This is a genomic window from Pseudoalteromonas sp. PS5 (genome assembly GCF_004103255.1).
GTDB lineage: Bacteria > Pseudomonadota > Gammaproteobacteria > Enterobacterales > Alteromonadaceae > Pseudoalteromonas > Pseudoalteromonas peptidolytica.
Map to the genome: position 1 here is coordinate 1 of NZ_RCSQ01000034.1, position 22,507 is coordinate 22,507.

Here is a 22,507-nt window from a genome sequence, read left to right on the forward strand (position 1 = left end):
TTCAAATTGAGCAAGTATTAATGCTAATTGGTATGACAGATCAAGCCACAAAACAAGCTTGTAGGAATGAGAAAATTGCACTTGACCACTTAGGTTAAAAGTGAAATTATTAAGCTCAATAATTAAACAAAAATAAGAACCGGTTTTCATCATTGGAAGAGCCACAACAACAGGTTAAGAGACTATCTCGACGAGCCGCAAGATTAGAGTCTTTACTAGAAAAATATAAAAGAAAGTCTCAACTTCAATACACATTAATTCAATTATCAGAACAGGCAAGTACTGTTGCTGAGTTAACCCTGTTGTACCCCGCAATTCATAATATTCTTTCTCAATATCTACCAAGCAAGAGCTTCTATGTGGTATTACAAAACCGCTTTACACAAGCACTTGAACTTTCTTACTTTGTAGATGAAAAAGATGCTGTGGCTATTCCCTTACATGAGGCACATCACTTCAAAGATGGCGTTACAGGTCATGTTTTTAAAACTGGCAAAACAGTTTACCTCACCAAAGAAGAGATGCTGTCGCGAGCAAAAGCTGGTGAGTTCAAAATCCTTGGTAGCCAAGCAGAACATTGGGTAGGGGTGCCAATATATCGCGATGGCGCGATTATTGGTGTCATGGTGTCACAAAGCTATGAGGCTGAACAGTCATACAGTGAGCATCAAGTTGAGCTGCTTGAAGTGATGTCGCTATACCTAGCCACTGCAATCGAGAGAGTCAAAAAACGCGAATTACTCGAGTCAGAAGTTAAGATACGCACTCGCGCGTTAATGCAAAGCAATGAAGCGCTGAACAAGGAAATTGATAATCGTAAACGTGCGCTAGAAAGGCAGCAGATCTTGTTTCAAATATCAGAACTGGCAACTCAGTTTTCTGATATCGATGATGTTTATAAACAGGTTCATGACATTATCCGGTCAATTACCTTTGCCGATAACTTGTATATCGCGCTTTATAATAAAGAAGAACAATGGCTAACCTTCCCCTATAGTGTTGATGAAAAAACTCGCTATAAAACCAGATCTTTTGCAAAAGGATATAGCGAGCTGGTTATTCGCACGGAGCAAAGTCAACTGATCGACTGCACTCGAGCCAAAGCTCTCGCGATGGAGGGGATTGTAGAGCGACCAGCGGGATACAACCATAATTTAGCCGCGACAAGTTGGCTCGGTGCTCCATTAAAAACCGCCACTGGCGTTATTGGCTTAATAGCATGCCAAGCGTATGATCATAAATATGAATTTGACTATGACGATGTTGAGCTAATTTCGTTTGTATCAAATCAGATTGCATCGGTATTACAGACTCATTTAGCAAATCAGGCATTAAAGATCAGTCACCAGCAACTCGAACATCGCGTTGCAGAGAAGACCAAAGAATTACAGCAAACGAATTTGCATTTACAAATGCAAATGGAAGAGCGCAAAAAAATAGAGCAGCAGCTATATCACGACGCCCACCACGACTCACTTACCGGTCTACCAAACCGCAGCCTATTTTTAACCCAACTTGAAAAAACATTGAAGAAACATCACCGCTATCCTGAAGATAACTTTGCTGTGCTGTTTATTGATTTAGACAAGTTTAAAGATATTAATGATGAACTTGGTCATCAGGCTGGTGATCAGTTTTTGGTTTGGGTATCACAATCATTCTCAGAGTGTATTCGTGAACATGACTTGCTAGCCAGACTAGCTGGTGATGAATTTGTGGTTTTACTTGATCATCTAACCGATCGCCAACAAGCAGAAGACGTGGCGAAACGGATAATCAAGGTAATGCAACAGCCATTTTGCCTCAAAGGCGTATGTATGCAAAGCGGTGCAAGTATCGGCATAACGTATAGTAACAAGCTATATCGCAATACCGATGAAATTATTCGCGATGCAGATGCTGCAATGTATTACGCAAAGAATGCCGGTCGTGGCCGCTACGAGTTTTATCATCCGCTACTCAGTGCCAGCTCTAGCGCTCAGAAACAACATGATCAGCACCACCTTGATAAGCTACCAACACATTTTCGCTATACCGAGATAGTCAACTGGTCTGACAGTGCAGAGCCCATCGGATTTATCGAGGCTTTTGGTGAACACCCAGTACTAGGTAGCACAAGCTTTGATATTCTAAAGAAGTTTGCAGCTGAAAAACCCCAACACCTTGAGATCGAATTGCAATTACTTAAAAAAGCTCAAGATGTTGCGGCTTGTCGGAATGACGACATTTTATTTAACTGTTCAACCATGTTGTTGGAAAACAACCATTTTGATGTACTAAAGCAACAGTTAGTCACTGAAGGTAACGCACTTTGCTTATTGTTTGAAGAAAGTGAAATTCGTTTTGCTTCTAGTCAGCAAATTTTAAACTTAAAGTCGTTGGCTGAAATGGGGATCCCTATCGGGTTAAATAACTTTGGCAAAGATCGTTGCGATCTTACCCTGATCAGCCAAATTGACTTTACCTATGTTCTACTTAGCTCTACCTTTAGTAAACGTGTACTTCAGCAAACGAGCTATGAGGTTCAATTGCAGGGCATTTTGGCCGTTACCCAAGTAAAAGGCATTAAAGTCATTGCTCGCGGACCTGCAATATTAAATTTCAGAAGTTTGTTAGAAAAGCATGGCTTGCAGCTGTTTTTTGGCAAGCAACAAGCTTTAGATAAAGGGCAAGAAACATGCGCCGTTATCCCCACTTTTGATAACGAATCAATCCCTTCTTAACATAGCGCGTAGATTCGCCACGTTAGATTTTCCTTTTTCCATTCGTTCTGCCTGTGTCGCCACAGGCTTTTTACCTTCAATTTGCAGATCGTCTTGAGGTAACTCTTGCACAAAGCGGCTCAACTCAGGAGTGATCTGCTCACCAAATTGACGGCGACTTTTTGTATAAGTCAACGTTAACGTTTGCTGAGCACGAGTGATCCCTACATAAGCCAAACGCCTTTCTTCTTCAACATTGTCTTCATCGATACTAGTTTGATGAGGTAACAGGCCTTCTTCCATGCCAACCATAAACACGTGCGGGTATTCTAATCCTTTAGAAGCATGTAACGTTAACAGCTGCACGGCATCAGAATCATCCTCTTCCTCATTGCGCTCAAGCATATCCCTCAGCGTCAGTTTACTAACAACCTCTGGCAAGGTCATCGCCGGATTATCTACATCCCCTGTTAGCATATCACTGATCCAGCGATATAATTCCGAGACATTTTTCATCCTCATCTCTGCCGCTTTAGCACTTGGGGATGATTCGTATAGATAAGCCTCGTAGTTGATTTCTCGGATCATATCTTTAACGGCTTCCAAAGTATCACCCCGAGTGGCTCTATCAGAAAGCTCAACTACCCAACGAGCAAATCCCATTAAGGCCTTTAGCCCTCGTCCCGCCATACGCTCTAAAAGTTCAGACTCAAAGCATGCTTCAAATAAACTAATATGACGTTCATTGGCAAAACTGCCAAGCTTTTCTAAAGTCACCGGGCCAATCTCACGTCTTGGTGTATTAACGATACGCAAAAACGCATTGTCATCATCTTGATTTACCAAGAATCGTAAATATGCCATGATGTCTTTGATTTCACTGCGAGCAAAAAACGACATACCACCACTGATTTTATAAGGGATACGGTTGGTCATTAAAGCTTTCTCAAATACCCGAGCTTGGTGGTTTCCGCGATAAAGCAAAGCATAGTCCCGATAGCTCGTGCGCTTCATAAATTTATGCGAAATAATTTCAGCTACTACTCGCTCAGCTTCGTGCTCTTCGTCACGGGTAGCAATCACCCGAATAGGATCACCGTACCCTAGTTCACTAAATAGTTGCTTATCAAACTCGTGTGGGTTATTCGCGATTAGAATATTAGCTGCTTTTAAGATCCGTCCAGCACTACGGTAGTTTTGTTCTAATTTAATCAGCCTTAAACCAGGAAAATCTTTACTTAGTAGTACTAGGTTTTGTGGTTTAGCACCACGCCATGAGTAAATCGATTGGTCATCATCACCTACCACAGTGAAGCGAGCACGCTCCCCCACTAAGCGCTTTACCAGCTGATATTGGCTGGTATTGGTATCCTGATATTCGTCGACTAATAAATAACGAAAACGCTGCTGCCAACGCTCTCTAACATCAACCGACTGATTCAGCAGCAATGTTGGGATCATGATGAGATCGTCAAAGTCTAGTGCGTTATATGCACGAAGCTGAGTCTGGTAACGGGCATACAACTGAGCGAACAGCGCTTTTTGAGGCTCTCGAGCTTCTCGAATAGCACGTTCGGGTAAGATCAGTTCATTTTTCCAATTACCAATTTGCATTTTTAGCAAGTTAAGCAGATCTTTGTCACGCTCCAGCTCTTTTTCAGTCAGTTCACTTAACAACTGGTTGGTATCTTGATCATCAAACAAAGAAAAGCCTGGCTTGTAGCCTAAGGTTTTAACCTCTTTTTTGATGATCTCCAGACCCAATGTATGAAAAGTCGAAACCCACAGCCCTTTAGCTTCTTGTTTGCCTAATGTTTGCGCTACACGTTCACGCATTTCTTTGGCGGCTTTGTTGGTAAAGGTGACCGCAGCGATATTTCTCGCTTTGTATTCACACTGTTGAACTAAGTAGGCAATTTTATTGGTAATAACACGGGTTTTACCAGAGCCTGCCCCCGCTAACACAAGGCATGGGCCACTAATATACTTTACTGCTTCGTCTTGTTTTGGGTTGAGCTTCATGCAACTAATCCGGTTATCTTCTCGCTTGGCGCACTTTTGGTTACAACTTTGAGTGCAGAGGGGTTGAGGAATTCTTATAAACTAAGCGCGCTAGTTTACCGTATCAATGTAAAACTATGAAGCGAACCTTTTCGACCTCTCGTGCATAAGGTAAGATGGTACATGTATACTGACTCGCAAGCTAAGGTAAGAAAATGATTAACCCAGCCAAAATTGAAGAGATTGCCAAACAGATTTCAAGCAATATGCCACAAGGTGTTAAGAGCCTTGCCGAAACGTTTGAAGCCAGAACCAAGCAAGCTATTCAAAGTAAACTATCAGAGATGGACTTCGTCAGCAGAGAAGAATTCGATATTCAAAGCAAAGTATTGATCCGCACCCGTGAAAAGCTAGTAGAGCTCGAAGAAAAAGTAGCACAGCTTGAAGCGCAACTGGCTGACAAGCAAACAGACTCTCACGAGTAATACCGTACTGGCAGCACTGCGTTGGTGTTTTGCTGCCATCTCATTGTCTGGTGTTTAATACCAATTAGCCTTAATTGTTGATATAACATCAAGGTTTTGTGGAAGCAGGATATTAGTGCTGCAACCTGTATAGCCTGACGCTAATATCATAGACATCCGTTGTTCGCTTGCAGTTTAAGAGCAATAGCGTTGATTCACACCGAGTAACGACTTTTCATAACACAAAGATAGCTGCTCACTGTCAGCCACTGCACCAACAACCTCATTTAATAATCCATCAGCAAGGCCATATACCCAACCGTGTACGGTCAGTGTTTGACCACGTAACCACGCACCCTGCACAATGTTGCTCTGACAAACATTGCGCACTTGCTCCACCACATTAAGTTCACATAATGCTGCGCATTGTTGCTCATCAGCTATGCGCTCAATAATTGCCTGATGCTTCTCTTTGACATCAGCAACATGACGAAGCCAGTTGTCAATTAGTCCAAACTTTGCATTGTCTAGCACCGCTTGAACACCACCGCAACCATAGTGGCCAACTACCATAATATGGTCGACTTTAAGTACTTCTACTGCATACTGCATTACCGATAAACAATTATGATCAGTATGTACCACTACATTTGCAACATTACGGTGAACAAATAGTTCACCGGGCATTAAATCAACAATTTCGTTGGCCGGTACTCGAGAATCTGAGCACCCTATCCAGAGATAATCAGGGTTTTGCTGCTGCGACAACTTTTTAAAAAATTCAGGGTCACTGGCATTGGTGCGCTCTGCCCATTGCTTATTGCTATTGAGCAAATGGCTCAGCGGGCTCGAATTAGAATTACACATTAGTGGTTCTCCGGCTAACGTTCAGCCTGTATCAAAATATTCCTTGGGGTGAGTGACTTTTCGCAAAAAGTACTAAGCTCAACATCATACCCCGATGCTTGTAAATATAAAGCTCTATCTAGCACTAACCATATTTCAATAGCACGGCGGAACAAATGACGAACCAACTCAACTCTGTCAGTAACTTGCTTTCTCTGGCGGCCAATTCGCTCATACCTTTCAAAGTCGATGCTTGCAGGTAAGATGATTTGTTTTTGCTCTGCCGCCCAGTAACAAAACTCATCAAACGTCCCTGAAAAAATGGCTTTATTCACAGAGGGAACCGAGACATAGTTATCACTACCGTCCAACTCTCTTCTCAACGCATCAAAACCCAGTCGCCAACTCACTTCTTTTTTGCGAACTGCCGCGACTCTGCCCGGTGCGGTGACGGTTTCTTGTAATGCTAGCTTCATATCATGATGAGATAAGTTCAGCGCACTGGCGCTAGCTTCTACGCTCATCGCTTCATACTGTTGTGGTGTAAAAAGGTGATAGCAGCAAGGAGAAAGCGATAGCTTTTTCATTCCATTATCAACAGCTTGGCGGATAAATACACGGTGTAATTCACCACAAGCATGTAATGCAATACCATGGCGATTTTCAACAAAATGGTGATGAATATCATCTTTGAGTACATCAGCACAATGAAAGTGAAGGTTTAGATTCTGCCGTTTTGCACTCTCCTCTCCTTGACGACATAAATCTTGTTGTAGCTCAATACTATTGACTTCAGGCGCACCATGGTAGGCAAGCATACGCCCTAAGTGCCCTTTACCAGCACACCATTCAAGCACAGCAGACTTGGTTTCGTTTATAGCAGCAACAAAGTCTTGTAGCTGCTCAAGCTTACGCCCTTTAATTCCATTACTTAGCCAAAATGGCAGTGCATCTCGATGACCTTCAATCTTGGGCAGCATACAAAGGGTATGTAATTGCTCCAGTTCAGGGATAGTACTTTTGAAGAAATCACGATGCGCTTGCTCGTTGTTGTCTAACTCATGCACGGCCTGATCGCTAAGTTGCAGTAACGTAGACTCAAGCTCAGGCCAAGGAATGGCTAAATGCTCAAATGCAACGATCTGCCAATACTGACGAGTATCAAATAATAATTTATCTAAACGTAGAAAACGCGTACTTAAGTCCAAAGTAGTTACAACCACCAGCAATACAATATACTTATTCTAGCGTAAATGTGACTTATTTTTCCGAGAAAAGATGAGCTGAATATACATGGGAATACAAACTAAGGTTAAAACAGCGGCAATCACCAACACCCAAGATAATGAGGCCGGATCTTGTTTGACTTCTGAGTAAATAAAATCAGCCTTATGTTCGTGAAATTGGCTTACATCCAAATGATACAGCTGTGCTATCCACAGCCACTTTGCAGCTGACATTTTTCCGATAGGGATACCCGAAACCCTAATAAAATCTTTGAGCTTCTCTGCTTCATAAGCCAATTGTGCGAGTGACTTATGGGTTGCATAGTTCGCTTTGGTAACGGCAAGCGACTCTTCTAAATGGAGCATCGCATATCGCCAACCTTTGAGACTGGCACGGCGAAATCGCATTACCTGCTGCGGACGATCGCGTAACATTGCTTCGGTCGTAAATAGCACGTCTGCGTAGACATTTAAACCAAACTGTTTAGGGCAAATTTCTCGAGTCGCCACGCCCAATTGCTGTGCCTGATAAGGTTCGTTTGTGCTATAAACCTGCATCGCATCAAACTTTCCAGCGATGAAATCATCAAAGGGTTTCTTGCCCGAGTAGAGCAACATGCTGTCGGTATTTACACCTGCTCGTTGCAACATCATCAGCAACTCACCATTTTCAGTATGCCCAAGGTGGCTGATGCGCTTTCCCTGAAAATCACGTGGGACATATATCCCGCTTTGCGCTTTAACCATCCAACAGTAAGGAGAGGATTGTAATATTGCAGCCAGCGCCACAAAAGGTTTTCCTTCAAGGCGTTGTTTTAGTAAACCAGAGTGAAACACACCAAATTGCGCTTGTCCGTATAGCACACGAAAGTCAACATTAGGGTTGTTCGGATCAGCGGGGACGATGATAACGTCAAGCCCTTCTTCTTGATAAAAGCCCTTTTCTTTTGCCATATAGTATCCAGCAAACTGGAACTGATGCGTCCACTTCAACTGAAGCGTTACCTTCTCTAATGCCTGTATTTGGGTACTGAAGATAAGAAGCAATAACACTGCAAAATACTTAGACATTATGTCCTTATTTCTTGTGCGAGAATAATGGCTAACTATAGTCGATGGGCAGAAGCTTGCCATAGCAATAGCCGCGATTTCAAAAACAGCTTAAGGAAAGTGAGTGCTATATACTATGTACAGTACAGTTTTCAAAATGCTCTGCGAGTAGGTTTTTAATATGATGATGAATTTGGTCGCGACTTCCTGTGCATGTAATGTCGTAACCATTACCGTTGCTTTGTTCTATCAGCCCCAAGTAGTTTTTGCCTATCGCAATAGACTCTATACGCGCTATCGGTATGGTTACTTTTCCGATCCCATGTGAGATGATCAGTGTATCGCCTACTTTTGTTAATAATGATTCCACTCTTTGGTTACCATATCCGCCACCGCCTAATACCAGAGATAACATCAGCATTGAGCAAGCTGTAGAGAAGAAGATACCACTTTGAAAATCTGGCCAACATATCACTAGCACTACGTAAAGGCCTGCTAGTAACATAAGCTTCTTTATTAATGCAGCCCATCTTGATTTAGTTTTACCAGGCTGTAACACTCGTCTCTCCCGCTAAATTAACTCCTCGAGATGGCAAAGCACCCTCTCATTGCTCTGTGAAATTAAATTGGCAATAATATTATCTAAGCGCCAAACGTAACCCCACTAGCCTGCTTTTTGCTTTTGCAACTGCTCACCATATAAAAAGCGTGCAAAGCAAGGGTTCTGTGTTTCCTCTTGAAATTGATACGCCAGCTTAGCTAAATGAGCATCAAAACATTCATAATCCTTTGGTTCTACCTCAAACGCTGCTAATACATTACCCTGTGCTGCACCGTGATTTCGATAGTGAAATAATGTTATATTCCAGTTACTACCTAGCATGTCTAAAAACCGCGCCAACGCCCCTGGATATTCTGGAAACTCAAATCGTAATAGACGCTCGTTCATTACCGCAGGAGGCTTTCCACCTACCATGTATCTAACATGTAATTTCGCAAGCTCGTTGTCTGATAGGTCATCAAACTGATACCCATTTTGATGTAATGAAGTCCTCAGTTCATCCAGCTCACTTTGCCCATTTCTCAAACCTACGCCAACAAAAATCTGTGCTTCTCCACAGCCAGCATAGCGATAGTTAAACTCAGTGATTGCGCGTCCACCTAGAGAGTGACAAAAGCGTTTGAAGCTACCTTTTTCTTCAGGAATTGATACGCCAAGCAATGCTTCATGCTTCGCGCCTAATGCTGTTCTTTCGGCAATATATCTAAGCCTATCAAAATTCAGGTTAGCTCCAGATAGGATTGCAGCAACACTTAACCCTTTTTCACCAGTTTGTGCCAGCCACTTTTTTAAACCTGCTGTTGATAACGCCCCAGACGGCTCTGCAGTTGCTCTTATTTCAACAAAAATATCTTGCACCGCAGCGCATATTTCATCGGCATTAACTGTGATCACCTCATCACAAAACTTTTGTGCCAGCCTGAAGGTCTCAGTACCAATAAGCTTAACTGCAACACCATCGGCGAAGCCACCAACCCTCTCTAATTCCACAGGCTTGCCAGCTGCCATTGCAGCCTTAAGACAAGCACTGTCATCAGCTTCTACTCCAACAATACGAATGTCTGGCCGCAGTGATTTTAAATACACCGCCATACCCGCGAGTAGACCACCACCACCAACCGGTATAAATACCACATCCAACTCATCAAGCTGTTGAATAAGCTCTCGCGCTACCGTACCTTGACCAATGATCACGTCTTTATCATCAAATGGAGGAACAAATACACCACTTTGCGCTTCACACAACTCCAAGGCATATTGTTTTGCAGCATCAAAGTGATGGCCATGTAAAATCACTTCACCACCGAGTTTACGCACGGCATTCACTTTAATTTCTGGCGTAGTCACAGGCATTACAATAGTGGCATGCTGACCTAAATGCGTTGCACTTAGTGCAACTCCTTGAGCATGATTACCCGCTGAAGCGGTATACACCCGAGACCCTTTCGGCAACTGACGCAGTTTGTTGTACGCACCACGTAATTTGAAAGAATAAACCGGTTGTTGATCTTCTCTCTTTAGCCAAATCTGATTACCAAGCTGGGCTGACATTTGCTCTAATTGATTGACTTGCGTTACCTCAACGAGCGGTGCCACATTCGCTTGAATGATGGCTCTGAAGTAATCAAGCTCTTGGGAAACCATCGCTAGCTCAACTCCTCAAGTTTTTGTAAGTCACGAACAGCACCTTTGTCAGCGCTAGTTGCAAGGAGTGCGTAAGCTTTCAATGCGGGACTCACATAGCGCTCTCTATTTAGTGGCTTATAAGCATCTTTACCACGAGCCAGCTGTTTTTCATGGCGCAGTGCTAGCTCAGTTTCATCCAGCTTTACATCAATACTGCGGTTATAGATGTCGATAGCGACAACATCGCCGTTTTCAACCAGCGCTAAATTACCACCACTGGCAGCTTCTGGAGACGCGTGACCAATAGAGAGCCCTGAAGTACCGCCAGAAAAGCGGCCATCGGTGAGCAAAGCGCAGTCTTTGTCTAGATCCATCGACTTCAGGTAACTGGTTGGGTATAACATTTCCTGCATACCCGGGCCGCCTTTTGGCCCTTCGTAACGAATGATCACTACATCACCTTTTTTAACTTGGCCGCCCAGTATCCCCTCGACTGCATCGTCTTGAGATTCGAATACCACAGCAGGCCCCGTAAAGCGCAGCATTTCATCGGCCACTCCTGCACTTTTCACGATACAGCCGTCAGGCGCTAAGTTACCTTTTAATACGGCAAGGCCGCCGTCTTGTCTAAAGGCATGCTCGATAGAGCGAATACAGCCGCCTTCACGGTCTAAATCTAGCTCGTCCCAGCGACACGCTTGACTCATTGCTTGGGTAGTACGGATCCCAGCAGGTCCCGCACGATAGAAAGTTTGTGCCCGTTCATTATTACTGTCTGCGGCATTCCAGCGTGCAATAACCTCACCTAGATTTCCGCCAGCCACATGCCCTACCGACAAGTCTAATTTATCCCCTTTAGCAAGCTCGTTTAGAATGGCCATAATGCCACCTGCACGGTGTACATCTTCAATATGATATTGCTGTGTTGCTGGCGCCACTTTACACAAAAATGGGGTACTGCGAGATAAACGGTCTATGTCGTTCATATCAAAGTCGACAAAACCTTCTTGTGCCGCCGCCAATAAATGCAGCACCGTATTGGATGATCCACCCATCGCAATATCTAATGTCATGGCATTCATAAATGCCGCTTGATTTGCAATATTGCGTGGCAGCACTTGCTCATTGTCTTTGCCATAGTATTCATCACATAAAGCCATGATGCGCTTTGCTGCGCCCAAATACAGCTGTTGGCGGTCTTTGTGTGTCGCTAGTGTTGTACCATTACCAGGCAACGCTAAACCCAGCGCTTCTAATAAGCAGTTCATCGAGTTTGCAGTGAACATACCTGAGCATGAGCCGCACGTAGGGCAAGCAGAGCGCTCTACTTGCTCAGACTCCTCATCACTGACTGTTGGATCCGCTCCTTTTACCATGGCATCAACAAGATCCAACTTTAAATCGATATCCGCTAAGCGAGTTTTACCCGCTTCCATCGGGCCGCCGGAAACAAAGATCACCGGAATATTCAACCGCAGTGCGGCAAGTAGCATACCTGGGGTGATCTTGTCGCAGTTAGAAATACACACCATAGCATCAGCACAATGGGCATTGACCATGTATTCGACTGAATCAGCAATTAAGTCTCTCGATGGCAGCGAATACAGCATACCGTCGTGCCCCATGGCAATGCCATCGTCAATTGCTATGGTATTAAATTCACGAGGTACGCCGCCTGCTTCTGTTATCGCATCAGCCATCAATGCGCTGAGTTGATTGAGGTGAACATGACCCGGAACAAACTGGGTATATGAATTTACAACTGCAACTATAGGTTTATGAAAGTCACTGTCGGTCATTCCTGTTGCTCGCCACAACGCACGGGCGCCCGCACGTTGCCTGCCTTCAGTCGTTGTTTTACTCCGTAATTTAGCCATGTCTCACCTTACGCTCGGTTTTCCGAGTTCCTCATTCCCAAAATTTACAATGCTTTGCTTCAGGGTGCATCACCCTGAAGCAATAAGATTAATCGTTTACGTACTCTAACCAGCCGTTTTCGTCTTCAGCCTCACCCTTTACAAGTGCAAAGTATGCTTGCTGCAGTTCCTCTGTGATTGGACCACGCCCGCCGTTACCGACAGGGATTTTGTCAACGCTACGAACTGGTACAACTTCAGCTGCGGTTCCAACCATAAAGAATTCATCCGCCAAATACAGGGCTTCACGTGCAATCGCCTCTTCACGCACTTCATAACCTCGCTGCTTGGCTAAATGAATAATAGTGTCACGGGTTAGGCCCGGTAAGATGCAGGCTGTCGTGGGTGGCGTATAAAGCACGCCTTTTTTCACCACAAACAAGTTTTCGCCCGCACCTTCACTGAGATAACCATTCACATCTAGCGCAATTCCTTCAGCATAACCATTGCGTTTCGCTTCGCCTGAAATAAGCTGAGAAGACAGATAATTACCACCAGCTTTTGCTGCCGTTGGCATGGTATTTGGCGCCAAGCGACTCCACGAAGACACACATACATCCACACCTTGCGCTAAGCCCTCTTCACCTAGGTACGCGCCCCACTCCATTGCAGCAACTGTCATATCAGCGCGATGTGATTTTGGATTCAAGCCAAGACCTACATGACCTAAAAAGGCAAATGGACGAAGATACGCATTGGTAAAGTTGTTTGCTCGAATCGTCTCTTTACACGCAGCAATTACTTCCTCTTTTGTATATGGGATCTCCATACGGTAGATTTTTGCAGAATCAAATAAACGCTGGATATGATCGTTTAAACGAAAAACCGCAGGGCCATTTGGCGTGTCATAAGCACGGATCCCTTCAAAAACTGAGCTGCCATAATGCAGAGCATGACTAAGCACATGAGTGGTTGCTTGAAAGTAAGGAACCATTTCACCGTTGTGCCAAATAAGTTCTGATGTCTGTGTCATTGTTTAACTACCTTAATTAATTCTTTTAAATTGCCTGTTTCTGTAGTGTGTGCAAGTCAACTGCCTGCACCTCTACTAGCTTACTCAGTTGTGAGGTTAATAAATAGATAGGTTTGTCACTATCTACTGTCATTTTGACGTGGAATAAATCATCTTGCCCTTGAAGCTCTAAATTAGTAAGACGAAATCCCCGATGTCTAGCCACTCGTAAAAAGCGTTCTATCGCAATACTCTGTTGTTTTACTGCAACGGTTAAATGGTGTTTCATGAAAAGTTCTCCGTCATCATTTCATCATTGGCAGCACCTGGAGGAACGAGTGGCCATACGTTTTCTTTATCATCAATACAAGCGTGAAGAATATAGGGGCCTTGCGCACTGACCAGTGCATCCACAGCCTCATCAACTTGACTGGCGTGAGTAATTGTCTGCCCTGGAATACCAAACACAGCAGCCAATGCGACAAAATCTGGATTATCTGACAAGTCTGTTTCGCTGTAACGACCGTCAAAAAAGAGCTGCTGCCATTGCCTCACCATACCTAATCTTTGGTTATCAAGTATCAAAATTTTAACGGGTAAGTTGTTTCTACGAATAGTTGCCAGCTCTTGAATATTCATCATGATGGAGCCATCGCCAGATACCGTGATCACTGTGTTATCTGGACGTGCTATTTGCGCGCCAATAGCCGCTGGAAGGCCAAATCCCATAGTGCCCGCACCACCGCTACTTAAGTGGTTACTCGGATGGCTAAATTTCATGTGCTGCGCCACCCACATTTGATGTTGACCAACATCGCAACATACCACAGCAGTTTTTGGCAGCTTTTGGCTAAGTTGATTTAGTAAATAAGGGGCAAAAACTTTTTCACCGGGATAGTCATAACGCCACGCATGTTGTCGTTGCAGGGTTGCAATTGTTTCAAGCCATTGCGTGTTAGTAACCACACACTCAAGCTGTGGTAGCGATTGCTTCAAATCAGCAATCAGTGATGCAGCTGCTGGTTTTCGTTTACCGACTTCAGCAGGGTCAATATCTAAGTGGATCACCTTAGCGCCGGCAGCAAACTTTGCTAAATTCCCCGTCACGCGGTCGTCAAATCGAGCCCCGATACACACCAATAAATCACATTGCTGTACAGCTAAGTTGGCAGCCTGAGTGCCGTGCATACCCAACATACCAAGGTCAAAGTCATAATCAGGTGTAACACTGCCTAGTGCTTTTAGAGTCGACACTGCCGGCATCCGTGTTTTCTCTAAAAACTGCATCAACTGAAGCTGAGCATCAGCGTTTTGCACACCACCGCCGATGTATGCAACTGGCCTTTTTGCTTCACATAGTAATTGATTAGCTTTCCCTACCTCGGCTTGTGATAGCATTGGACATTCATCTTGTGGCGCTGCAAATGGATGAAAAGGCACATTTGCGAGCTGAATATCTTTTGGAATATCAACTAAAACTGGGCCTGGGCGACCGGATTGGGCAAGGTACATGGCTTCTTGGAGCACTTCTGCAAGCTCTTCTGAGCGTTCAACCATGTAACTGTGCTTTGTACAAGATAAGGACATACCTAGTACATCAACTTCTTGAAACGCATCCGATCCAATCGCAGCAGTTGGCACTTGGCCTGTAATGGCAAGTAAAGGCACTGAATCCATCATCGCATCTGCAAGCGCAGTGATAAGGTTAGTCGCTCCGGGGCCTGACGTCGCAAAACATACCCCTAACTTCCCGGTACTACGCGCATAACCGACGGCAGCAAATCCGGCACCTTGTTCGTGGCGAGTCAAATAGTGCTTAACAGGCGCACCGTACAAAGCGTCGTAAATTGGCATGATGGCTCCCCCTGGGTAGCCAAATACGTGTTTGACGCCTTGCTCTTCTAGCACCTTGATAACAAGTTGTGCGCCGGTTGTTGAATTGCTCATGTTCTGCTCTCAGTTGCCTTTTTTGCCCTAAAACGAAAACGCCCCCCGAACCTTGTGGTGCGGGGGGCGCTTATGCTGATGGTTTTCTTACAGCACTAACTAGCCCCCGCGGTAATAATAATCACCACGCTGATAATCACGACTAGTAGAGTTGCTGTTAGTAACATTGCTTGAATTCCGAAAATTTAACTTTGCTAACGACTAGGTATAAACACTGCGTTGCCTCTTTTTCTATTAATACCGCGCGAACAGCACCCAAGTCAACCTAAAAAACTATGCCATTTAAATTTAAAAAAGCACACTGAAGACATAAAAAAACCCAAAAAACGCCATAAGTGGAATTAAAACAGCAACAAATACTAAATTGAGAATTTTATATTGGTTTTGCTTAACGATAACGAAAAATTTACTTTCTTATTTTGGCAATATGAAATTTTCTATACTTCTTGCTCATTTCTTTTTTAGTGACATTCGCTAGGCTATATCGCAGACTACCTTTTTAATAAAATCAACAGGGGATCAAAGTGGTAAAATTCCTTTCTCCATTTATATTTTTTTGTTTTTTCCTAAGCCTTTTTAGTGCTTTTGCAAATGCAGAAGTTGGCCTTTGGAAAGTAGAAAAAGGCCAAAAAACATCCTACTTGTTTGGAACTGTGCATGTTGGTGATAAACAAATGCAAGGGTTGCCAGTCAAAGTTAAAACCGCTATCAAAAACAGTGACAAAGTGATGGTTGAGGTGAACCTAGAGGCCTTATCTCCGTTGGCAATCCAACAACGCTCCATGCCTTTTATGCTACTAAAAGGCAATCAAACCTTAGCGTCTCAACTAAGCCCCGAAGTCTATAACAAGCTGAAAGCCTATTTTGCAGCAAAACAAATAGATATTGCTTTATTTGAACGTTATGCCCCCTGGGCTGTTATGGTGACTATGCTACAGCTGGAATATCAGAAGTTAGGTTTCACGGACAAAAATGGGATAGACAAGCAGGTTATCGCGTTTGCAAATGAAAGCAATATTGCAGTTGATGAATTTGAAACGCTTGAATATCAGCTTGAGATGTTTAGTCAATTGAGTGTACATAGCAACGACATGCTAAAAGAGACGTTTGCACAGATGGCGGACTTAAATACTTACTTTTTGGATTTAGTCGCGGCATGGCGTTCCGGCGACTTGAAAAAGCTATCTCATTATTACAATGTGAGCTTCTCTGATGATAAATATGGTCAATTAGCCGAACAATTGATGATCATTGAACGTAACAATAATTGGATTGAAATACTCAAAGAGCAATTACCGAACACCTCCTTATTTGTCGCAGTAGGTGCTCTGCACCTGGTCGAGCAGTACGGACTGATCGCTCAACTAAAAGCTGAAGGTTATACCATAACGCCGCTTTAATATGGCCATAACTTGGCAAAGAGCCAAAGCGCAGGTCACCTTTCAAGGCTCGTTGATACAACACTGCACCGAGCCTTCAAAAAAATTAAAATCTATTTAAACCTTTTCACCTGACACTGCGACTTACCTTACAAAGACACTCCTTAAAGGTAAAAAGAATGAAAAGAATCATCTGCGCTTTATTGGTGAGTAGTGCAGCAATCACTGCTCACGCAAACGAAACAAAAACAATTACAGCATCATTTTCAGGTAGCGATGTAATTGAACTCGAAATAGATGTTGCGGTGGGTAAAGTTGATCTAGAAACTTATCATGGTGACACCATTGAGGTTGAGATCCTAGTTGCACCAAAGGACTCTGACAGCTGGTTTAGCACACCTGACGTCAATGATGCCGAATTAACCAGTAAAAGCCATGCTGATAAGCTCTCTCTTGAAGTACCGTCAGATGATTATGAACTCTCTTGGCACGTAAAAGTACCGCAAAGTGTGGCTCTAGATATTGAGGTTGGAGTGGGAAAAATTGAAGTAAATGCCCTTAATAATTCTGCCGAGCTGGAGGTAGGTGTTGGTAAAATAAAGGTTGCCGCGATGGCCTCTGACTTTAAACAGGTCTCGTTAGACTCAGGTGTGGGTAAAACATCTATGTCAGGGTACCCCGCTAGTAACACAGCGAAAAAAAGCATGGTAGGATCAAAAACTGATTATTCCGGTGCTGGACGCTATGCTATCGATGCTGAAGTTGGTGTGGGCAATATCAGCCTGATAAAAAAATAGCAGAGATTATCTTTTATCAAGCATAGCGGTGAGTTTATCTGTTAATACTTCTGTTTGTAGCGGCTTATACAAATGAGCCGTTGCGCCCAACTCATATACTTTGTCTAAGTCTGCACTATTGGTATTTGCGGTCACAACGAGAATAGGAATGATAGGGTCGATTGCTCTGATCTTTCTTGTCGCCTCAAAGCCATTCATGATTGGCATATTTAGATCCATCAGTACCACATCAAACTTTCCAACCTGATATATTTCAAGTGCTTGCTCACCATGTTCAGCATGTGTTACTTGCTTAGCTATCGGTTGCAGCATTTTTTCAATCACTCTGGCGTTGATTAAGTTATCCTCAACGAGTAAAACATTGGTAGATAATTTTTCACGCTTGCTTGAGCGCACGTTCTCGATATCAACTTCTATCGGGATCTGAAGCTCTGCTCTCGTCCCAAATGGCTTTCGAGCTGTAAATTTAAGCTGTCCACCTAGCGCGGACACTAGCAACTGACAGCGTTGTAGTCCAAGTTGCGACCCCTGAAAATGCTCTGTTCGCATTGACTCCTGTAGACGTTTATAATCAAACCCCTCTCCTGTATCTTCAACAATAAACTCAAGATAAGACGCCTCTTGAGTCATCACAATATCTGCAAACACTTGAATACCACCACGCTCGGTAAATTTAATCGCATTGTTTACAAGTTCTCCAACGAGCCAAGCTATCCGTTTTGCATCACCGAAACAAGCCATATTTAGCGCATTCCCAAGGGCTAAATTAAACGTGAGAGACTTGTTATGTGCGCTCAGTTGGAACGAGATACAAGCTGTTTTTATCACATCGTGCAGCTGTATTTGATGCCGCTCAATGACAATATCTTGCTGAGATAAACTATTGAAATCTTCTACCGAGTAAAGCAAAATATCTAACTGATTAGCTGCACTCTTTACATGCTCCAATTGTTTTGCATCTGCACTTTTTATAAATTCATCCAAGTAACCATGGAGCGCTTGAAGTGGAGTTCGTAGTTCATGACTAACACGAGCCAAAAAGCGCGATTTCGATTGTAGCGCGTCATCCGCGAGCTTTTTTGATGCTTCAAGCTGCCTAAAAGTTTCGGTTATCTCTTTTGCCATTGGGCGAAATACAAATTTAGCCTCAATAAATAAAACCGTCAGCCCTAATAGCCAAATTAATAACTCTATTTTTCTAACCCGCTCGGTGTTTAACTTAGCTTGATGTTCAAACAGAGAGACCGCTTGGTTTAAGTTAGGTAGTAAAGTCTGTGATAATGTAAGTATGCCTTCTGATAACTGAGTATTTGGCTGTTTTAAGTGGCGTTTAGCCAAAGTAATAAACGTAAGACTCTGCTGATGTAATTGTATTGGGTTTTCATAATACAGTGACTCAAGCGACTCATTTAAGTGGTGATACTGACCCCCCTCTTTTTCTGTTAAAAAGTGATGGTTACCTTCAAAGTCATCAATAGCTAATCTGAGCGCCTCCAACCCTTGCGGCGAATCTATCGAACTGAACAGTGCAATCCGTTGAGATAACATCCGCTGCATACCAGCAAGATTGATCACTCGAGCATCCTGACTCTGCTGGTGGAGGAGGTATTGCATCACTACCATGGCCATCGACAGCAATAAAGCCATAGCCAACAGCGCCCCTATGTAGCGAAACTTCATGTTAGGTATTAACGACATATTGGTATATTTGTTCCCTCTTTAAAAAATGCCCACGCTTATTCAGTGTAGTGGACAATCATATTATTTACAGTCCTATACTTGACACCTAGACGGCCAAAATGTTTCAATGCGAGCTCACCCTATTTATGCAGTTTGATGCCAAAGCGTCAAACTTATACCAATGGTGCTTAATTAAATCGAATAGATATTAAGACCAAATGGTATTAGGGCTGGAAGAGGTGCGTTATTCAGGTAACTAAGTGAAGGAGAGCAAACTCCGTTGCAGCTTAGTAAGGGGAATACACGCCGAGAAACAGACAACTTTGCTATTCTCTGTTTCGGGCGACTGGGCTGAATCCCAGCGACTGTCACCAACACACTTGGTGGAGAGCTTCTGGTCTTAGAAAAATAAGGCCACAGGCTGCCTTATCCTTTTTAAGTCCATTGCTCTTCGAATTTTAACGGTTCGAAGTTTGGACACCCTCCTTACTACGAACATGATTTAAGTTCGGTAGAGATGAAATTACAATTCAACTTATCTGACTATCCATTATGGACGGCTTTAGTTACGCCTTTTGATGCTGAAAATCAGATCGATTTTAGCGCGTTGACGACCCTTGTACGGGATCAAGAGCAGGCACAAAATGGTATTCTGTTACTTGGGAGTACCGGCGAAGGGCTTGCGCTTACTCAGCCAGAGCAACAAAAAATCGTAGAGTTTGTTTGCCAACTTGCGCCTTGCGTACCATTAATGGTCGCAGTGGGTGGCAGCAACCTTGAGCAACAAATACAGTGGGTGCAGTTTTGCAACACACAGCCCATCGATGCTTTGTTACTCGGCTCACCAATTTATGCCAAACCCGGCAAAGTGGGACTTGGACATTGGTTTAATTCCCTCTTAAACGAGAGCAACGTGCCATGTATGCTCTACAATGTACCAGGACGAAGTGCCGTTGCCATCGCCCCTGAATTATTAGGGGAACTTGCAAATCACCCAAATCTTTGGGCGCTCAAAGAAGCTAGCGGCAATATCGCCACTTTCGAAGCATTTCGCCAAGCAGCCCCAAATGTCGCAATCTACAGCGGTGATGATAGCCTAATGCCTTACTTTGCCCAAGCGGGAGCAACAGGCTTGGTGTCTGTCGCTGCGAATGCTTGGCCGCAACAAACAGCTGAATTTGTAAGGCGCTCTCTTAGTGGCACGTCCCCTAATTTATTCACTACATGGTCAAAAGCTGCAAACAGCTTATTTGCAGTGGCAAACCCTATTCCGGTTAAGGTCTTGATGCATTTACAAGGAAAGCTGACAAGCCCGAACCTGCGCCCACCTTTGACACATTTAGAACTTACCCACACAGATGCGCTGACACGCGCCAACGAAACAATTTTATCTTGGAATTAAGGCAGTAAAACATGAGCTGGTTAACACTACTAAACAACCTCGAAAACGGCACTGTACGTGCGGCAACACAAGACGAACAGGGTCAATGGCATGCAAATGTAGAAGTAAAAAAAGGGATCCTTGAAGCATTCAAAAATGGCGTAAATACGGAATTCCCTGGTGGCTTCGTGGACAAAGATAACCTAGCGCCACGCGGTTTTGCAGCACAAGATGGCGTGCGCATGGTACCCGGTGGAAGCAGCGTAAGACGTGGTGCGTATGTCGCTGCAGGCACCATCATCATGCCACCGGCTTATGTAAATATTGGCGCATATATTGACGCTGGCACTATGGTAGATAGTCATGCTTTGGTCGGTTCATGTGCGCAAATTGGTAAAAACGTTCACCTAAGTGCTGCTGTTCAAGTTGGTGGAGTTTTAGAGCCTATTGGTGCAAGCCCTGTTGTTGTTGAAGATGATGCTTTTATTGGTGCGGGCTGTGTATTAGTTGAAGGTGTTGTCGTAAAGCGTGGTGCTGTCTTAGCGCCAGGTGTTCGTTTATCTGCCAGTATTCCAGTTTATGATTGTGTCAATGAGCGTTTACTAGATAAAGGCGAGGCGATCCCTGAAAACGCAATTGTGATCCCAGGCTCTCGCCCAGCCTCTAGCGAATGGGCGCGCCAACAAGGTTTAAGCATGTCCTGTGCACTTATTGTCAAATACCGTGATGAGCAAAGCGATGCGTCACTTGCACTAGAAGAGGTATTACGCTAATGAGCTGGTTGAGCACGTCACAACGAGCCGTTGCTGAAAGCTTAGTACAGCAACAAGATACCCCTTTTTTCTGCTACGACTTAGATAAACTCAGCGCACATGTAAAGCCGCTAGTTGATCAACAAGTTGTAAAGCTATGGTATGCCGTTAAAGCCAACCCACTGTCTCACATTATTAACACCCTAGATCACGCTGGGTTTAACTTTGATGTGGCCTCTAGTGGCGAGTTGGATCAGGTTTTATCACAAGGTGTCACTCCAGCGCGCGTGCTCAACACAGGTCCGGCGAAATCACTAAAGCAAATCCGCCACTTTGCAAACCAAGGTGTTCGCATCTTCGTAGCAGAGAGCCACAGCCAAGTTGCATGGTTAAATCAAGTAGCCTGTGAGTTCGACCTTCAATTTGATGTATTGTTACGGGTTCAGTTACGTTTTGATAAAGCACAACACAATCCACTAGGTGGTAATACATTGACCCCTTTTGGCCTAGGTAGTGAACAGTGGCAAGCTTTAACTTTAAGTGATTACACCCATTTAGATTTTGTCGGCCTGCATATTTTCCAATGGGGCAATATGCTCTGTAGCGATACCCTAGCTGAACTTTGGCAAGCCATGGTGTCACCCTTAGTACAGTTGGCTTCTGAACTTGGTATAGCGCTTAAAGTGCTCGACCTAGGCGGTGGTCTTGGGATCCCTTATGACGCGCACAGCACCGCACTTAATTGGACAAAGCTGCTAGATACACTCGCCTCTATAAAATCCGCCACTCAAGTTGATGAGCTGTGGATGGAATTAGGACGCTATGCTGTCGGCGAGTGCGGTTTTTACCTCAATCCAGTTGTTGAACAAAAACAGAATTACGGTGCTCACCAACTTATTGTCGCGGGCGGTGTGAACCACTTATTACGCCCAGCAGTTACTGGACAAGCATTCCCAGCTGAGCTGCTACGTCAGTCTGATGCCAACACAGCTGATTTTCATATTCATGGTCCACTTTGTACTGCGCTGGACAAGTTAGGCACTTTAGCTTTACCCAGTGACAGTGCAGATGGTGATTGGTTGGTGTTTAGTCAATGTGGTGCCTATGGTTACACTGAAAGCATGCCATTTTTTCTGTGCCACGAATTACCAGCGGAGTTTGTGATCTCTGGCGGTGAAGTTACCTGCGCTCGCGCAGCGCAACCTGCATCCAGCTATTTGAGGTAG

At 44.0% G+C, this 22,507-nt stretch carries 18 protein-coding genes and 1 riboswitch; of the genes, 7 read left to right on the forward strand and 11 right to left on the reverse strand.

The genetic code is table 11. The features are described from left to right. Window positions 1-152 precede the first annotated feature (152 nt). Window positions 153-2,723, forward strand: a complete 2,571-nt coding sequence (locus tag D9603_RS04280) for a diguanylate cyclase (protein ID WP_128730378.1) — start codon at window positions 153-155, stop codon at window positions 2,721-2,723. Here the strand turns inward: D9603_RS04280 and rep are convergent. After that, window positions 2,709-4,724, reverse strand: a complete 2,016-nt coding sequence (gene rep, locus D9603_RS04285; protein WP_128730380.1) for a DNA helicase Rep — start codon at window positions 4,722-4,724, stop codon at window positions 2,709-2,711. The genes D9603_RS04280 and rep overlap by 15 nt on opposite strands. Before the next feature lie 194 nt (window positions 4,725-4,918). On the opposite strand from rep, the gene D9603_RS04290 reads away from it, so the two are divergent. After that, window positions 4,919-5,188 carry an accessory factor UbiK family protein gene (locus D9603_RS04290; RefSeq protein WP_125251507.1) on the forward strand — a complete coding sequence of 90 codons (270 nt, stop codon included), beginning with the start codon at window positions 4,919-4,921 and terminating at the stop codon, window positions 5,186-5,188. A 174-nt stretch (window positions 5,189-5,362) separates the two neighbouring features. Here the strand turns inward: D9603_RS04290 and can are convergent, their stop codons facing one another. From can to ilvG, 9 genes are all read right to left on the reverse strand, one after another. Then, entirely contained in the window at window positions 5,363-6,034 is a 672-nt protein-coding gene (can, locus tag D9603_RS04295) for a carbonate dehydratase (RefSeq protein WP_128730382.1), read from the reverse strand. A 14-nt stretch (window positions 6,035-6,048) separates the two neighbouring features. Beyond that, window positions 6,049-7,221: a methyltransferase gene (locus D9603_RS04300; protein ID WP_128730423.1), complete on the reverse strand. Its 1,173-nt coding sequence runs from the start codon at window positions 7,219-7,221 to the stop codon at window positions 6,049-6,051. A gap of 36 nt (window positions 7,222-7,257) precedes the next feature. Next, window positions 7,258-8,310 (reverse strand): ABC transporter substrate-binding protein, encoded by a 1,053-nt coding sequence (locus D9603_RS04305; protein WP_128730384.1) that lies wholly within the window; start codon window positions 8,308-8,310, stop codon window positions 7,258-7,260. 106 nt (window positions 8,311-8,416) lie between these two features. Continuing rightward, a complete protein-coding gene (locus D9603_RS04310; protein ID WP_128730386.1) occupies window positions 8,417-8,794 on the reverse strand; it encodes a hypothetical protein in 378 nt (125 codons plus the stop codon). Window positions 8,795-8,953: 159 nt separating this feature from the next. Beyond that, window positions 8,954-10,495: a threonine ammonia-lyase, biosynthetic gene (gene ilvA, locus D9603_RS04315; RefSeq protein ID WP_125251503.1), complete on the reverse strand. Its 1,542-nt coding sequence runs from the start codon at window positions 10,493-10,495 to the stop codon at window positions 8,954-8,956. Window positions 10,496-10,497: 2 nt separating this feature from the next. Beyond that, window positions 10,498-12,354, reverse strand: a complete 1,857-nt coding sequence (gene ilvD, locus D9603_RS04320) for a dihydroxy-acid dehydratase (RefSeq protein WP_128730387.1) — start codon at window positions 12,352-12,354, stop codon at window positions 10,498-10,500. Between the two features lie 88 nt (window positions 12,355-12,442). Beyond that, the gene (locus D9603_RS04325; RefSeq protein ID WP_125251501.1) at window positions 12,443-13,366 is read right to left on the reverse strand and encodes a branched-chain amino acid transaminase; all 924 of its coding nucleotides are present in this window, start codon (window positions 13,364-13,366) and stop codon (window positions 12,443-12,445) included. Between the two features lie 25 nt (window positions 13,367-13,391). Next, the gene (gene ilvM, locus D9603_RS04330) at window positions 13,392-13,634 is read right to left on the reverse strand and encodes an acetolactate synthase 2 small subunit (RefSeq protein WP_125251500.1); all 243 of its coding nucleotides are present in this window, start codon (window positions 13,632-13,634) and stop codon (window positions 13,392-13,394) included. Further along, window positions 13,631-15,292: an acetolactate synthase 2 catalytic subunit gene (ilvG, locus tag D9603_RS04335; protein WP_128730389.1), complete on the reverse strand. Its 1,662-nt coding sequence runs from the start codon at window positions 15,290-15,292 to the stop codon at window positions 13,631-13,633. The genes ilvM and ilvG overlap by 4 nt, the downstream gene beginning before the upstream one ends. Window positions 15,293-15,816: 524 nt before the next feature. On the opposite strand from ilvG, the gene D9603_RS04340 reads away from it, so the two are divergent. Beyond that, window positions 15,817-16,692 carry a TraB/GumN family protein gene (locus tag D9603_RS04340; protein WP_125251498.1) on the forward strand — a complete coding sequence of 292 codons (876 nt, stop codon included), beginning with the start codon at window positions 15,817-15,819 and terminating at the stop codon, window positions 16,690-16,692. Between the two features lie 158 nt (window positions 16,693-16,850). Next, a complete protein-coding gene (locus D9603_RS04345; RefSeq protein WP_125251497.1) occupies window positions 16,851-17,468 on the forward strand; it encodes a hypothetical protein in 618 nt (205 codons plus the stop codon). A 6-nt stretch (window positions 17,469-17,474) separates the two neighbouring features. On the opposite strand, the gene D9603_RS04350 is transcribed toward D9603_RS04345, so the two are convergent. Beyond that, window positions 17,475-19,166, reverse strand: a complete 1,692-nt coding sequence (locus tag D9603_RS04350) for a response regulator (RefSeq protein WP_128730391.1) — start codon at window positions 19,164-19,166, stop codon at window positions 17,475-17,477. A 208-nt stretch (window positions 19,167-19,374) separates the two neighbouring features. Further along, window positions 19,375-19,550: riboswitch (Lysine riboswitch) on the forward strand. 115 nt (window positions 19,551-19,665) lie between these two features. Between D9603_RS04350 and dapA the strand changes: the two genes are divergently transcribed. The 3 genes from dapA to D9603_RS04365 are packed head-to-tail and all read left to right on the forward strand — an operon-like array spanning window position 19,666 to window position 22,507. Beyond that, complete coding sequence (gene dapA, locus D9603_RS04355; protein WP_128730393.1) at window positions 19,666-20,550, forward strand: 4-hydroxy-tetrahydrodipicolinate synthase; 885 nt, start codon at window positions 19,666-19,668, stop codon at window positions 20,548-20,550. Window positions 20,551-20,561: 11 nt separating this feature from the next. Next, complete coding sequence (locus tag D9603_RS04360) at window positions 20,562-21,302, forward strand: 2,3,4,5-tetrahydropyridine-2,6-dicarboxylate N-succinyltransferase (RefSeq protein ID WP_128730395.1); 741 nt, start codon at window positions 20,562-20,564, stop codon at window positions 21,300-21,302. After that, window positions 21,302-22,507: a PLP-dependent decarboxylase gene (locus D9603_RS04365; RefSeq protein ID WP_128730397.1), complete on the forward strand. Its 1,206-nt coding sequence runs from the start codon at window positions 21,302-21,304 to the stop codon at window positions 22,505-22,507. Before D9603_RS04360 ends, D9603_RS04365 begins: the two co-directional genes overlap by 1 nt.